The organism is Corynebacterium meitnerae (assembly GCF_027570075.1).
In the GTDB taxonomy this organism is placed as follows: domain Bacteria; phylum Actinomycetota; class Actinomycetes; order Mycobacteriales; family Mycobacteriaceae; genus Corynebacterium; species Corynebacterium meitnerae.
In genome coordinates this window covers 41,483-54,903 of sequence record NZ_JAKMUS010000008.1, presented here as the reverse complement: position 1 = coordinate 54,903, position 13,421 = coordinate 41,483, and the positions used below count along the sequence as shown (strand labels likewise).

17 protein-coding genes are annotated in these 13,421 nt (G+C 62.2%); 6 read left to right on the top strand and 11 right to left on the bottom strand.

Annotated elements, in window-relative coordinates:
* Positions 1-11 precede the first annotated feature (11 nt).
* From trpCF to L8U60_RS06330, 5 genes are read left to right on the top strand one after another with little or no spacing between them, the layout of a single operon-like run.
* Positions 12-1,433, top strand: coding sequence for a bifunctional indole-3-glycerol-phosphate synthase TrpC/phosphoribosylanthranilate isomerase TrpF (gene trpCF / locus L8U60_RS06350; RefSeq protein ID WP_476728562.1), 1,422 nt, complete (start codon positions 12-14; stop codon positions 1,431-1,433).
* 32 nt (positions 1,434-1,465) lie between these two features.
* Positions 1,466-2,773 (top strand): tryptophan synthase subunit beta, encoded by a 1,308-nt coding sequence (gene trpB, locus L8U60_RS06345; RefSeq protein ID WP_269965525.1) that lies wholly within the window; start codon positions 1,466-1,468, stop codon positions 2,771-2,773.
* Positions 2,773-3,615: a tryptophan synthase subunit alpha gene (gene trpA / locus L8U60_RS06340; protein ID WP_269965524.1), complete on the top strand. Its 843-nt coding sequence runs from the start codon at positions 2,773-2,775 to the stop codon at positions 3,613-3,615. Before trpB ends, trpA begins: the two co-directional genes overlap by 1 nt.
* Positions 3,612-4,022: a Rieske (2Fe-2S) protein gene (locus tag L8U60_RS06335; protein WP_269965523.1), complete on the top strand. Its 411-nt coding sequence runs from the start codon at positions 3,612-3,614 to the stop codon at positions 4,020-4,022. Before trpA ends, L8U60_RS06335 begins: the two co-directional genes overlap by 4 nt.
* An 8-nt stretch (positions 4,023-4,030) precedes the next feature.
* Positions 4,031-4,354, top strand: coding sequence for a hypothetical protein (locus L8U60_RS06330; protein WP_269965522.1), 324 nt, complete (start codon positions 4,031-4,033; stop codon positions 4,352-4,354).
* Here the strand turns inward: L8U60_RS06330 and L8U60_RS06325 are convergent.
* The 11 genes from L8U60_RS06325 to L8U60_RS06275 form a co-directional block, all read right to left on the bottom strand.
* Entirely contained in the window at positions 4,351-5,847 is a 1,497-nt protein-coding gene (locus L8U60_RS06325) for an HNH endonuclease signature motif containing protein (RefSeq protein WP_269965521.1), read from the bottom strand. The genes L8U60_RS06330 and L8U60_RS06325 overlap by 4 nt on opposite strands.
* A gap of 176 nt (positions 5,848-6,023) precedes the next feature.
* A complete protein-coding gene (locus L8U60_RS06320) occupies positions 6,024-6,518 on the bottom strand; it encodes a hypothetical protein (protein WP_269965520.1) in 495 nt (164 codons plus the stop codon).
* Between the two features lie 209 nt (positions 6,519-6,727).
* Positions 6,728-7,150 carry a hypothetical protein gene (locus tag L8U60_RS06315; protein WP_269965519.1) on the bottom strand — a complete coding sequence of 141 codons (423 nt, stop codon included), beginning with the start codon at positions 7,148-7,150 and terminating at the stop codon, positions 6,728-6,730.
* 259 nt (positions 7,151-7,409) lie between these two features.
* Entirely contained in the window at positions 7,410-7,778 is a 369-nt protein-coding gene (locus tag L8U60_RS06310; protein WP_269965518.1) for a hypothetical protein, read from the bottom strand.
* A gap of 96 nt (positions 7,779-7,874) precedes the next feature.
* On the bottom strand, positions 7,875-8,240 hold the full coding sequence (locus tag L8U60_RS06305) for a hypothetical protein (protein WP_269965517.1): 366 nt from the start codon (positions 8,238-8,240) through the stop codon (positions 7,875-7,877).
* A gap of 96 nt (positions 8,241-8,336) precedes the next feature.
* Positions 8,337-8,702, bottom strand: coding sequence for a hypothetical protein (locus L8U60_RS06300; protein WP_269965516.1), 366 nt, complete (start codon positions 8,700-8,702; stop codon positions 8,337-8,339).
* A 57-nt stretch (positions 8,703-8,759) separates the two neighbouring features.
* On the bottom strand, positions 8,760-9,131 hold the full coding sequence (locus tag L8U60_RS06295; RefSeq protein WP_269965515.1) for a hypothetical protein: 372 nt from the start codon (positions 9,129-9,131) through the stop codon (positions 8,760-8,762).
* A gap of 154 nt (positions 9,132-9,285) precedes the next feature.
* The gene (locus tag L8U60_RS06290; RefSeq protein WP_269965573.1) at positions 9,286-9,603 is read right to left on the bottom strand and encodes a branched-chain amino acid transporter permease; all 318 of its coding nucleotides are present in this window, start codon (positions 9,601-9,603) and stop codon (positions 9,286-9,288) included.
* Between the two features lie 38 nt (positions 9,604-9,641).
* Entirely contained in the window at positions 9,642-10,370 is a 729-nt protein-coding gene (locus tag L8U60_RS06285; RefSeq protein WP_269965514.1) for an AzlC family ABC transporter permease, read from the bottom strand.
* Positions 10,360-10,968, bottom strand: coding sequence for a YqgE/AlgH family protein (locus L8U60_RS06280; RefSeq protein ID WP_269965513.1), 609 nt, complete (start codon positions 10,966-10,968; stop codon positions 10,360-10,362). Before L8U60_RS06280 ends, L8U60_RS06285 begins: the two co-directional genes overlap by 11 nt.
* Entirely contained in the window at positions 10,961-12,454 is a 1,494-nt protein-coding gene (locus L8U60_RS06275) for a CCA tRNA nucleotidyltransferase (protein ID WP_269965572.1), read from the bottom strand. Before L8U60_RS06275 ends, L8U60_RS06280 begins: the two co-directional genes overlap by 8 nt.
* Positions 12,455-12,575: 121 nt before the next feature.
* Between L8U60_RS06275 and L8U60_RS06270 the strand changes: the two genes are divergently transcribed.
* On the top strand, positions 12,576-13,394 hold the full coding sequence (locus L8U60_RS06270) for an NUDIX hydrolase (protein WP_269965512.1): 819 nt from the start codon (positions 12,576-12,578) through the stop codon (positions 13,392-13,394).
* Positions 13,395-13,421 lie beyond the last annotated feature (27 nt).

Sequence of the window (13,421 nt, the reverse complement as noted above, 5' to 3'; positions counted from 1 at the left end):
ATTCTGAGGGGCTGCCAACGGTTTTGGAGGGTATTGTCCAAGGCCGATTTCGTCACCTTGACGAAATTAAGGCACGCATCTCCCACGTGGACCCGCTGACCCTGCCGCGCTCCGAGCGTTCGCTCTACGATTCGCTCGCTCGCCCCGGCACGCGCTTCATCATGGAGTGCAAGTCCTCCTCGCCATCTCTCGGCATGATCCGCGAGCACTACGAGCCCGGCACCATCGCATCGATCTACTCCCGCTACGCCGCCGGCATCTCCGTCCTCTGCGAGCCCGACCGCTTCGGGGGAGACTATGACCACTTGGCCACCGTCGCCTCCACCACACACCTCCCGGTGCTGTGCAAAGACTTCATTATCGACGAATGCCAGATCCACGCCGCGCGCTACTTCGGCGCCGACGCCATCTTGCTCATGCTGAGCGTGCTTGACGACGCCACCTATACCCGCCTCCACTCCGAAGCCGACCGCCTCGGCCTCGACGTCCTCACCGAAGTCATCGACGAAGAGGAGGCCGCCCGCGCCACCAGACTCGGCGCCAAGATCTTCGGCGTTAACCACCGCAACCTGCACGATCTATCCATTGATCTGGACCGATCCGCACGTCTTGCACCCCTTGCGCCCGAAGGCGCCCTCATCGTTTCCGAGTCCGGCATCAGCAATGTGGAAACCGTCCGCCGCCTCGGCGGCCACTCCGACGGCTTTCTCGTCGGCTCCCAACTCACCGGCACCCCCGACATCGACTGGGCCGCCCGGATGCTCGTCTACGGCCCCAACAAAGTCTGCGGTCTCACCTCCTGGTCCGCCGCCCAAGCCGCTCGCGCCGCCGGCGCCGTCTACGGCGGACTCATCTTCGAGGACTCCAGCCCGCGCAATGTTTCACGTGAAACATCGAAAAACATCATGGCGCACGAGCCCGGCCTCCACTACGTCGCCGTCAGCCGCCGCACCGAAGGCTGGGCTGACCTCATCACCAGCGTCGACGGCCCCATCCACGCCGTGCAGATCCACGCGCCGTACCAGGGGAGCCTCGCTGCAGAGCAGGAGCTTATTCGCGCCATCCGCGCCGACCTCTCCACCCTCACCAACACCCCTCAGATCTGGCGTGCCGTCTCCATGTCGCACCCCGATGGGGCGGAGATTGCGCGGGGGCTGGCGGGGGACGTCGATAAGCTTGTACTTGATGCGAAGGACGGCGGCTCCGGCTCTGAATTCGACTGGAGCACCATCCCCGACGAGGTCCGCGCGCATAGCCTCCTCGCTGGCGGCATCGGCGCCGACAACCTCGACGCCGCGCTGTCTGTCGGCTGCCTCGGCGTTGACCTCAACTCCGGCGTGGAATACCCCGCCGAAGCAGGGGAGTGGGCCGGACAGAAGGACGCGGGCGCGCTGCGTACCGTGTTTGAGCGGATCCGAAACTTTCACTACTAACTTGAACTCATCATTCTCACGGAGGAATCCACATGACTGACTCCACTGACTCCACTGATTCCACTGCCTCCACCGCCTCGCGCGACGGCGGCCGAACCATCCTTCCCGCATACTTCGGGGAGTTTGGCGGGCAGTTCGTTGCTGAGTCGCTGCTTCCCGCGCTTGACCAGCTGGAACAGGCTTTTGTCGACGCTTGGAACGACCCGGAGTTCATGGACGAATACCGCCGTCTCCTCCACGATTACCTCGGCCGCCCGACCCCGCTGTGGGAAGCCAAGAACCTCACGCGCGGCAATGATTACGCCCGGATCTTCCTCAAGCGCGAAGACCTCGTGCACGGCGGTGCCCACAAGACCAACCAAGTGATCGGTCAGGCGCTGCTGGCTAAGAAGATGGGCAAGACCCGCATCATCGCCGAGACCGGCGCCGGCCAGCACGGCACTGCCACCGCCCTGGCGTGTGCCCTCATGGACCTTGACTGCGTCATCTACATGGGCGCAAAGGACATGGAACGCCAGGCACCGAACGTCTACCGCATGCGCCTCATGGGTGCTGAGGTCGTCGGCGTGGATTCCGGTTCCGGCACGCTCAAGGACGCGGTCAATGAAGCGCTGCGCGATTGGACCGCCACCTTCCACAACTCCCACTACCTCCTGGGCACCGCCGCCGGCCCGCACCCATTCCCCACGATCGTGCGCGAGTTCCACAAGGTCATCTCCGTCGAGGCGAAGGACCAAATGCTGGAGCAGACCGGTGCGCTTCCGGATGTCGTCGTCGCCTGCATCGGTGGTGGCTCCAACGCCATCGGCATGTTCGCGGACTTCATCGACGACGAATCCGTCGAACTCGTGGGCGCTGAACCCGGCGGCCACGGCGTGAACTCCGGCCAGCACGGCGCCGCTATTTACGCTGGCACCATGGGCATTCTGCACGGCACGAAGTCCTACCTCATGCGCGATCCTGACGGCCAGGTTGAGGAGTCCTATTCCATCTCCGCCGGCCTGGACTACCCGGCCGTCGGCCCGCAGCACGCCCACCTGGCTAAGACCGGCCGCGCGAAGTACGTGCCCGTCACTGACGAGGAAGCCCTGCGCGCCTTCCAAAACCTGTCCCGCCATGAGGGCATCATCCCTGCCCTTGAGTCCTCCCACGCTCTCGCCTACGCGCTCCAGCGCGCGGAGGAGGCCAAGAAGTCCCAGACCCCGACCACCATCCTCGTGTCCCTCTCCGGCCGCGGCGACAAGGACATCGCCCACGTCCGCCAGACCCTGGAAGCGCACCCGGAGTACGTGGTCACTGACGACACCGATGACACTGACGAAGAGAAGGGAACCAACTAATGTCCCGTTTCACCGCACTGTTTGAAGCCCTCGAAGCAAAAAATGAGCGAGCTTTTGTCCCATTCGTCATGCTCGGCGACCCATCTGCCGACGATGCGGTGGAGATCATCTCTACGCTTGTTCGCGCGGGCGCCGACGCCCTCGAACTCGGCGTCCCCTTCTCCGACCCCGTGGCTGACGGCCCCACCATCCAGAAGGCCCACCTCCGCGCCCTCGACGGTGGTGCGACCGTGGATTCCTGCCTGGATCAGATCCATGAGATTCGCCGCCGCCACCCGGACACCCCGATCGGCATGCTCGTCTACGCCAACGTGCCGTACGTCCGCGGTCTGGAGAAGTTCTACGCAGAGCTCCACGACGCTGGCGCCGACGCCGTCCTCGTCCCCGACGCCCCCGTGCGCGAAGGCGCCCCCTTCGTTGAGGCCGCCACCGCCGCGGGCATCGATCCCGTCTTCATCGCCCCTGCTCAGGCCCGTCCCGAGGTCCTCGAACGCGTTGCCGCCCATTCCCGCGGCTACATCTACGCCATCTCCCGCGACGGCGTGACCGGCACCGAGCACGAATCGCAGACGACAGGGCTTTCGGACGTCGTCGCCAACATCACCTCCTACGGCGGCGCCCCCGTGCTCCTCGGCTTCGGCATCTCCACCCCGCAGCACGTTTCCGATGCCATCGCCGCCGGCGCTTCCGGTGCCATCACCGGCTCCGCTATCGCGAAGATCATCGACGCCCACGTGGATTACGCCCACCCCAACCCGGGCACCATCCGCGACATGGACGCCCTGAAAACCGAACTCACCGACTACGTCACCGCCATGAAGCGCGCTACCCTGAAACCATGACAGCCCAGAACCCAGCCGCTCAGACTCCTTCCGGCCCGACCTGCTCGCGCCGAATGTTCATCCTCGGTACCGCTACCACCTTTGCCGGTGCGTTCCTCGCCGCCTGCGGTAAGCCCGCGTCAGCAGAGGTCGCGGCGACGCAGGTTCCGGTGGGGAGTGCGGTGATCGTCGGTAAGTTCATCATCGCTCAGCCCACTGAGGGCAAATTCGTGGCATACTCCACCACCTGCCCGCACCAGGGCAGCCCGATCACGCAGGTCGACGGCAACACTGTGCGCTGCCCGGCCCACGGTTCCATCTTCGACATCGCCACCGGTGAGGTCGTTGACGGTCCGTCCAAGTCCGGCATGATGCCCGCCCCCGTCACCGAAGAGGGCGGCACCGTCTTCGCCGGCGAGCGGGAGTAGGGGGAGCATTGCCCGACGCAAAAACCCCGGGACTTTTTGTCCGCACCACGCTGACGATCCCCGGCGCCGGTTCCGTGGTCAACATCGCCGAACTCGTTGAACTCAGCCCGCACGAATGCCGCATGGTGCGCATGATTGAGCTCACCCCGGACCACGCTATTGTGGGGGCGTTTATCGACGGCCGCGTCATCGGCAACGCCAACCGCCCCCTCGACACCGTCCCGCACCCGGACACCTACGACCAGTTCGAGGGCATCGAGGCGGAGCGCATCACCGCCGACCACTTTGAGGGTCTGTGGGCGGAGGCACGCGCGAAGTTCCCGGAGCTTTAAGCACCCACGTCATCTACCTCCTCTGCAACCTCATCATCTTCCGGCGGCGGCTCGTAGTCCGGATCAGGCTCCTGCGCTGGCGGTTCGGGGGCGAAGGGGAATTTCAGGCCGTATTCTTGTTCGAGTTTCTCCAGCGCTTCGATGGTGGTGGGGTAGGGGGTGCCGGCCTCGTAGCCGTCGATAAGCTTGTGCGCTTTTGCGTAAAAGTGGGCGACTTTTTGCTTGTGACGGCGGACCTGGCTGAGCGTGGAGACCCAGCGCGGTGCTGTTAGTGTGACTTGGTCGTGGAGGAAGCCTGCGGGTTTGGTGATGGCGTAGGTGCCGTCCGCGAAGAGCCACACGATGTCGCCGGTGAAGGGATCGGGCAGGTAGAAGGCCCTTTTATCGGTTTTTACGTTGTGGTGCTTTTGGCAGAGGCAGTAGAGGTTTGAGGCGGTGGTGGGCCCACCTTCTTCGTAGGCGATGCGGTGGTCGAGCTGGCATCGGCGGGCGGGGACGGTGCAGCCAGGGAAGATACAGTGCCCGTCGCGCATGCGCACGAATTCTTTGACCTTCTCGGGTGCATCGTGGCCGTTGACGGTGTGCGTGGCGGTGGATTCCAGGTCCACAAAAGTGGCGGGGTTTTTGGCTTCAAACCCGTTCAGCCCGGCCAGCGAGTGGAATTTCTCCGTGGCCACCGCATTGGTCCAGCCGAAGCCGGGGAAGAACACGGATTTGGTCAGATCCACCGACCCATCAGGTCCTTTGGGCGCATACACGCTGACGGTGGCGTTGCCTGTCGGGGTGATCTCGCCGGTCAACAGCTTGAGCACTGTCTCCTCGAGGGTGAGGCCGTGGGAGCGCGCAGTTGCGTCGATAATCGCCCTCGTCATCGCCATCGTGGCAATATCGCCCATCATGGTCATCCCGCTCTGGTTGGCTCCAACGCGGCCATTGTGGAAGGTCACGTCACATGAGCCCGGCGGGATGTTCTTTGGTCGCTCCTCACGCTCCTTCCGATTCTCCGGGCAGAACGCCGCCGCGTTGTCGAAGTCCGCGATGAGCTTGTTGATTCTCCTTTTGATCGTGCTCACCGTGGGCAGCGCGGCGTTGTGGCGGTGCGGGGTGAAGATCTCCACCATCACCGCATCCACCGCGGCGTAGACCTCCGGCGTGGCGTTCTCCCCGAAGCTGTCCATCGCGTCGCTCAGGGCCTTCAGTCGTGGCAGGTCCAAGCGTTGAAACTCCTGCTGTAACTCCCTCAAACCAGGCAGCTCCCGCAGCGCCATGTAGGCCATGACCGCGCTATCTACCTGCCACTTTGGCATGCCAGTGGACTTGGATAACCGCGCGTACTCCTGGTCGAAGTCGCGGCTATCCACCAGCTCAACATCCCCCTCGGCGTACTCCTTGAACAGCTCATACTCGGCTTTGCGGAGTGCCCAATGCGCTTGCGCGACCGGATCGGACGGGTTCTCCGTCGCAAAACTTGGCGTCTTTACCGGTGCACTCATGTCGCCCCCTTTCCCAAGCGAAGTCGTTGCCATGCACTCACCTTGAGCACATGCGAACATACTTTCACATGGGTGCGACACGCCCCTTGCCCCGAAGCATTAAATAGGCGCTATTTTCGAACACTTATACACAACGCCGAGGTCAGCGCAGTTGAAATCTTGTGGAGAATGAACCCTTAAAGCAGGTTCTGCAGCGCCGGCACCCGCTCAAAAGCACCACTCAGAAACGCCGCAACACCAGCAGTCAGCACAGTGCCAATCACGCCAAGTGCAATCCACCAATTCAGCGCCGTGCCCAGCTGCTGTCCGCGCGCGGCATCCCACTTCAGCGAGCTGCCAAGCACCTCATTCGCCGTCGGCTTCGCCTCAAACTTGCCCTCATTCGCCGCCTCGCGCTCCTGCCAGGTGACGTCCCCGATCTCGAGGTCGTAGATCTTCTCAATCGTGGGGGAGAAGAACCCCATGCGCACGGCCTCATCCCACTTGGTTTTCAGCTCCTCATCCGTGGCAAAAGACCAGTACTGCGAACTATTCTCCGCCGAGCTCATCTCCAACAACGGCTTCACAGAACTCCGCTGGTCAACGGGTCGGCCCGCCTCCGCATGCGCCGGCGCCGCCACCCCGCCAAGCACACACGCAGCCAACGCGACAGCAACAAAACGGGACTTCATCGGTACTCCTTAAGCTAGTTTCAAGCACGCACAGCTTAGGGCCAATCCACCAATCAAGCAGCGCATTCATAGAATGTTCACCGCAGCTCAAGGAGCTATTTGCTTATCGACGCCCCCCACCAAACCAAAACCCCAACCACCCCCTCCGCACTCAGTTCGAGCACGAAGAAGTGGTTGGGGTTAGTTCAGACCAAAAAGTCCCGGACTTTTTAGAACGGGAGCTTGATCATGCCCTGCTGCTGCGCAACACCGAGCAGTGCGAGGATGGCAGCTGCGATGCCGGTGCCGACCAGGATGTCGTAGGTGGTGCCGAGCTTGTAGCCACGGTTAGCGTCATTGCGGAAAGAGCTCACAACTGCGTTGCCAAGATCCTGCTGGGCACCGGCCTTGTCCTTTGGAAGGTCAAACATCCCAGCCTTAGAGGAACCCAAGTAAGGCTGGGAAACGCCCTGCCCCGGGAAAAGTCCTTCAACCACAACACGGCCGAAGGCGTATCCAAGAACTTCGGCATCCGTCACCTGGGAAGACGAATCCTTGTTCAAGCCCGGCTTATCAGCGGCCTGAGCGGGGGCGACAGACAGGGACAGGGCGGTGGCTGCAGCAAGGCCAGCAGCAATGAAACGACGCTTCATGAGGGATCTCCTTCTTCGGGGCAGAAGCTGTGCGGAACCTGCCAAAAATGTTGGCAATAGTCGGAGGTTAACTTAGAACCCCCCCCCGCAAGATCTGGCGTAACTTCTTAGCTGAGCCTCAGCTTGATAGGGAAAGTGCCGGATAGTGCTTGCCTGTCAAGACATAGAGATGATCTTTCCTAAGAACTTTCTCAGGCAGAGGTATATCGAGTGGGGGTAATCCCCACCCCGAAAGCGCAGCGAAAAAGTCCCGGACTTTTTAGAACGGGAGCTTGATCAGGCCCTGCTGGAACGCAGCGCCGCCAAGGAGGGCCAGGAGCGCGGCGGCAACGCCGGTGCCAAGCAGAATGTCAAAGGTGGTGCCGATCTTGTACCCGTTGTTCAGGTCGTTGTCGTAAGAAGGCTTCATGAACTTTTCAAAGGCTGAGGCGATGTCAATGGCACGACTAATCTTCTTCCCATCGCCGGAAGCATTAGCGTCCTTCAGGCGCTTGTCGATCCTTTTGCTGCTGGTCTCGTAGGAGGAAGTCATTGGGAGTTCGATGTCAGGCTCGGCCTGAGCCGGAGCAACAGACAGGGACAGGGCAGTGGCGGCAGCAAGGCCGGCAGCGACGAAACGACGCTTCATGATGATCTCCTTTGAGTGAGGGTTCAAATGATGGTGTTAGTCGAGTACGCGGTGTGGACGTAGGGATAGCGCTCAGAACAAAAAGTCCCGGGGTTTTTAGAACGGGAGCTTGATCAGGCCCTGCTGGAACGCAACGCCACCAAGAATGGCGAGGAGCGCGGCAGCAACACCGGTGCCAAGCAGAATGTCAAAGGTGGTGCCGTACTTGTACCCATTCGCCCTGTCATTCTTAATGGAGCCATCCATATTGGCGCGTGCGTCGTAGATCTCCTTTTGGATGCGGACTACCTCGGCGCCATCGCCCTTCCGCGCAGCTTGACCCATCCGCTTAGACGAGCTGCCGTTTTGGCCGAAGAAGTCGTTGTACGACGACGTCCAGTTGTTCTGAGCTTGGGCCGGCGCAACAGACAGGGACAGGGCGGTGGCGGCAGCAAGGCCGGCAACGATGAAACGACGCTTCATGATGATCTCCTTTGAGTGAGGGTTCAAATGATGGTGTTAGTCGAGTACGCGGTGTGGGCGTAGGAATAGCGCCCAGGACAAAAAGTCCCGGGGTTTTTAGAACGAGACCTTGATCTTGCCCTGCTGAAACGCAACGCCACCAAGGATGGCGAGGAGCGCGGCAGCGATGCCGGAGGCGAGCAGAAGATCGAAGGTGGTGCCGGTCGGGTAGCCCCGCACTTCGTCGTTCTTGGAAGAACCTGCAATGGACTTCAGATAGAATTCGAGTGGCTTGCGAAGACGCTCTTCCGTAGCCTTGTCGCCTGTGTTCTGAGCCTCGGCATGCCTTTTGAACATGCTGCTCTTCTCGTTGTAGACGTACTCGTACGAAGAGGTCATGTTCTCCTCGGCCCGAGCAGGCGCAACGGAGAGGGATAAGGCAGTAGCGGCGGCAAAGCCGACGGCGATGAAACGACGCTTCATGGGAACTCCTCCGGTGAGAGTGCGGTTGTGGTGGACTGGACAAAAAGTCCCGGGGTTTTAGAACGAGATCTTGATCTTGCCCTGCTGAAACGCAACGCCACCAAGGATGGCGAGGAGCGCGGCAGCAATGCCGGAGGCGAGCAGAAGATCGAAGGTGGTGCCGATCTTGTACTTGAACATTTCGTCATTGGCCACGGAACCTGCGGTGGCTAACTCAAACTCATGGGCCTGGTTAGCAAGACGGTCGTAGGCAGCGTCATCGTTTTCTTCCCGAGCTTTATCGAGCCTTTTCGCAGTGCTGCCTTCAACGCCATAGACCTGCTCAAACGATGACGTCCTGTCGTCCCTAGGCTGAGCATGAGCGGGAGCCACGGACAGAGATAGTGCAGTGACCGCGGCAAAGCCACCAGCAATGAAACGACGCTTCATGGGAGCTCCTTGAATGGGAAAAGCAGTACGTGAGACAGCAACTGCAGAGTAACGCTGGCAAAGAGCCCTGAACAGCGAGTTCCCAAAAAGTTTGCCAAACGTTCAATTTGGCAACAAAACTACATGGGCATTAAAACACCAGCTAAAACGCCAGTTAGAACACCACATTAACCAACACCATGTACGCCGCAGTGCCCGCGAGGATGGAGAGGCCGGCACGGCGCTTCCAGGCGTGGAGGGCGAGGGTGAGGGCGCCGGCGATGAGGGCAGCAGGCAGACCGTGAGGGACGGCAGTGTCGTGGGCGATAGTGGAGAAGGTGTAGACAACCAGGACGGTCATCACGCCGACGGGCATGGTGGCGCCGAGGAAGTCGATGAAAGGACTGCCTTTGAGGAGGCGGAGGAAGGAGAAGGGCAGGGCGCGAAGAAGAACGGTGACGATGGCCACGGGGATGAGTACCGCGGCGACCATGGTTAGGGTGACGCCCTCAGGCAGACCAAAAACCCCCACTACTTTTCACCACCTGAAGAATCACGGCCGACGCGCAGCTCAAGGGCGCGGTCCGCGCCGGGGTTAGCGAAGCGGAAGATGAGCACGAGGAAGTAGGCGCTGAGTCCGGCCATGAGGAGCCAACTGGGTGCGAGCACGGCGAGAAGCGCGGCGATCGCGGTGGCGGTCAGCGGCAGGGAGAAATCCGGATTCGCGCGGAAAGCCTCGTAGGCCAGGACGATGAAAAGCGCGGTCAGCGCGTAATCGACGCCCAGAACTGACGACGGAATCGCCGCCCCCAACCACGCCCCCGCAATGCCGGGCAGCACCCACATCAACTGGCACAGGATCTGGATGGTCAGAACGCGGGCACCGGAGTTGGGGGCGGTTGGGGGGCGGGAGGAGGAGATGGCGTAGGACTCGTCGGTAAGCGCATAAGTGCTGTACGCGCGGCCAAGCGGTGAGGAAATGAGGTGACGTGGGAACGTGAGGCCGTAGAAAATGTGGCGGAAGTTGACCATGAAGCCGGTGACCGCGGCCGAGAGTGGGCCGACGCCGGTGGAGACGAGTTGGACAGCGAGGAATTCCATCGAGCCGGCGTAGATGATGATGGAGAAGATGGGTGTCCACCACCACGCGAAGCCGGCTTGGACCATGACCAGGCCGAAGGCGAGGCCGAGCGGGATGAGGCCGAGGCCAACGAGCCAGGTGTCGCGGATGCCGCCGCGGATTTCGGATCTAGTTGTCATCAATATCCGCCGGGAACGTCGAGAACAGCGGCAGCGGCATGGGCTGGCGGCGCATGATGTCGCTGTAGAGGTCGGTGCCGGCGGGGGCGATGACGTCGGAGGGCAGGGCGGGGGCGACGTACCAGTCGCCGCGCTCGATCTCGTCGTCGAGCTGGCCAGGGGCCCATTCGGCGTAGCCGGCGAAGATGCGGACGCCTTCGAGGAGGCCGTTGAGCATGGCGGGGTCGGTGCGCAGGTCCACGTGGACGAGGCGGTTGGCCAGGCGGGTGAACTCCAGATGGTCCTCAATGACGGTGCCAGAAGTGGTCACACCAACACCGATGGCGGCCTGCGGGCCGAGCGGTCCGCCGAGGTAGAGCGCCTGCGGTTTAGCCACGTAGTCGAGCCATTCCGGCAGGACATTGGCCACGGCGACTTCGCTGCGGCGGTTGAGCACAACGCCGAGGGTGTGCTCCAGGTTGTGTTCGATGATGAGGACGACGGTGCGCGCGAATTCGCTACTAAGCATGCCCGGCGCGGCAAGCATGAGCATGCCGGGGGCGGGCTCCTCGCGCTCGAGCGCGGAGAAGAGACGGTCAGCGTAGAAGAACTCAGCCATGGTTGGCCTCCCACCAGGCCTTGAGCTCAGCGACGGCCTCATCATGGTCGAGCTCGCCGCGCTCCAGGCGGAGTTCCTTCATGTACTTCCAGGCCTTGCCCACCTCAGGCCCGGGCTTGAGGCCGAGGATCTGCATGATCTCGTTGCCGTCCAGGTCCGGGCGGACGCGGGCGAGGTCCTCCTTGGCGGAGAGGTCCGCAATGCGTTCTTCCAGGTGGTCGTAGGTGCGGCGCAGGCGCGCAGCCTTCTTGGGGTTGCGCGTGGTGCAGTCCGCGCGCACGAGTTTGTTCAGGCGGGGGAGCAGCTCACCGGCATCGGTGACATAGCGGCGCACGGCGGAATCGGTCCACTGGCCTTCGCCGAAACCGTAAAAGCGCATGTGTAGGTAGACCAGCTGGCTGACATCCGCGATGACGTGCTTGGGGTACTTCAGCTTGCGCATGCGGCGGCGAGTCAGCTTCGCGCCCACGACCTCGTGGTGGTGGAAGGAGACGCGGCCCCCCTCGTGGAACTCGCGCGTGTCCGGCTTGCCGATGTCGTGCATGAGCGCCGCCCAACGCAGCACAAGGTCAGGGCCTTCCTCCGGGTCCTCAAGCTCCGTTGCCTGACGCAGCACGGTCAGCGAGTGGGCGTAGACATCCTTGTGCTGCATGTGCTCATCGCGCTCCAGCTTCAACGCGGGGATCTCCGGCAGAACATGATCGGCCAGACCAGTTTCCACGAGCAGGTCAATGCCCGCCCACGGCTGGATGCCCAGCATGAGTTTGTCCAGCTCCGCCTGCACGCGTTCGACGGTGATGCGGTTAATCTCATCCGCCATATCCGTCATCGCCTGCTTCACGCGTGGGCTCACGGTGAAGCCAAGCTGCGACACAAACCGTGCCGCGCGCAGCATCCGCAGCGGGTCATCGCGGAAGCTCACCTCCGGCTCCTGCGGCGTGTCCAGAACGTGGTTGAGCAGATCCTTCAGGCCGTCGCAAGGGTCATGAAAATCCAATTCGAGCTCTGATTCAGAGCTCGAAGAATCAGAAGACCCGGCAGCCAGCTCAATCGCCATCGCATTCACGCGGAAGTCGCGGCGCACAAGGTCGCCCTCGACGGTGTCGCCGAAGGTGACTTCGGGGTTGCGGGTCACGCCGTCGTACAGGTCAGCGCGGAAAGTGGTGATCTCCACCTGCTGGCCGTCCTTCGTCGCGGACACGGTGCCAAATTCGATGCCGGTGTCCCAGACGGCCTCGCCCCACTCATCGAGAATCTCGTGGATGACCTCAGGGCGCGCGGAGGTGGTGAAGTCCAGGTCATGGCCCAGCCGCCCCAGCATCGCGTCGCGCACAGGCCCGCCCACCAGGTACAACGACTCACCGCGCGCATGAAAAGCGCTCGCCAACGGCGCAAGGAGAGCCTCAAGCTTTCCGACGGCCCCCTCCGCCCGCGCCAACAACCCAATAAACGCGGTGGAGTCCCCTTTCTCCGGCAGGTTAAACAGCCCGGCGGGATCAGCCGTGTTCGTCGGATTGTTCACCGGAGTATTCGTCGGAGTATTCACCCGCCCAACCATACAGGCCTTAGTTCCCTATATATGAGCCTGCCAGATACGATCGGACACAATGACTGAGAACACCCCGCCCCAAGGCCAAGGACAGCGGAGGCGCCGCCGGCGCCGCCGTGGGTCTGGCCATGCGCAAAACAATGCGCAAAACAAACAGAGCCCAGACAAGCAGGGGTCAGGGAAGCAGGACTCAGGGGACAAGAACCCCAACAAACACCGCAAGCGCAACAACCAGCGCGGGAATCAACGCAATAACCAGCGCAATAACCAGCGCGGCAGCAAGCGCGGGGGTAAGCAGAGCGGGAAAAATTATTATCGGCGCCCGAATTCGTCGACAAGCGGTGCGAAGCGTACGTACACGCCGGTGCACAACATGGAGACGCGGGACGAGACGAGCGCGGGTGGGCTCGTTGTGTCCGGCATGGCGGAGGCTGTGCGCAAGGACGGGTCGGTGAATCTGGCGCGGATTTATGTGGCGCTGATTGGTCGTATTGATAGGCGTGGGCGGCTGCTGTGGTCCATGCCGAAGGGGCACGTGGAGCCCGGCGAGGATAAGTGGGCAACATCGCGCCGTGAGGTGTGGGAAGAAACTGGCATCGTGGGCGAGCCGTTTGAGGAGCTCGGCGTCATTGATTACTGGTTTGTGTCCGATGGCGTGCGGATTCATAAGACCGTGCACCACAATTTGCTGCGCTATGTCGATGGGGTGCTGAATAACGACGACCCGGAGGTCACCGAGGTCGCGTGGGTGCCCATCAGTGAGCTGATTGAGTATTTGGCGTACGCGGATGAGCGCAAGTTGGCGCGCATCGCGATTGATCGGATGCCGGATTTGGCGCTCGCGGAGCGTGATGCGGGGCGGGTGACTCCGCGGTGATGTCGCGGGGCGCGCAGGGTGCGCGGG

Coding starts and splice junctions, on each gene's coding strand:
- trpB (WP_269965525.1), top strand. CDS start 1,466: ATGACTGACTCCACTGACTCCACTGATTCCACTGCCTCCACCGCCTCG.
- trpA (WP_269965524.1), top strand. CDS start 2,773: ATGTCCCGTTTCACCGCACTGTTTGAAGCCCTCGAAGCAAAAAATGAG.
- L8U60_RS06335 (WP_269965523.1), top strand. CDS start 3,612: ATGACAGCCCAGAACCCAGCCGCTCAGACTCCTTCCGGCCCGACCTGC.
- L8U60_RS06325 (WP_269965521.1), bottom strand. CDS start 5,847: ATGAGTGCACCGGTAAAGACGCCAAGTTTTGCGACGGAGAACCCGTCC.
- L8U60_RS06320 (WP_269965520.1), bottom strand. CDS start 6,518: ATGAAGTCCCGTTTTGTTGCTGTCGCGTTGGCTGCGTGTGTGCTTGGC.
- L8U60_RS06315 (WP_269965519.1), bottom strand. CDS start 7,150: ATGAAGCGTCGTTTCATTGCTGCTGGCCTTGCTGCAGCCACCGCCCTG.
- L8U60_RS06310 (WP_269965518.1), bottom strand. CDS start 7,778: ATGAAGCGTCGTTTCGTCGCTGCCGGCCTTGCTGCCGCCACTGCCCTG.
- L8U60_RS06305 (WP_269965517.1), bottom strand. CDS start 8,240: ATGAAGCGTCGTTTCATCGTTGCCGGCCTTGCTGCCGCCACCGCCCTG.
- L8U60_RS06300 (WP_269965516.1), bottom strand. CDS start 8,702: ATGAAGCGTCGTTTCATCGCCGTCGGCTTTGCCGCCGCTACTGCCTTA.
- L8U60_RS06295 (WP_269965515.1), bottom strand. CDS start 9,131: ATGAAGCGTCGTTTCATTGCTGGTGGCTTTGCCGCGGTCACTGCACTA.
- L8U60_RS06290 (WP_269965573.1), bottom strand. CDS start 9,603: ATGGTCGCCGCGGTACTCATCCCCGTGGCCATCGTCACCGTTCTTCTT.
- L8U60_RS06285 (WP_269965514.1), bottom strand. CDS start 10,370: ATGACAACTAGATCCGAAATCCGCGGCGGCATCCGCGACACCTGGCTC.
- L8U60_RS06280 (WP_269965513.1), bottom strand. CDS start 10,968: ATGGCTGAGTTCTTCTACGCTGACCGTCTCTTCTCCGCGCTCGAGCGC.
- L8U60_RS06270 (WP_269965512.1), top strand. CDS start 12,576: ATGACTGAGAACACCCCGCCCCAAGGCCAAGGACAGCGGAGGCGCCGC.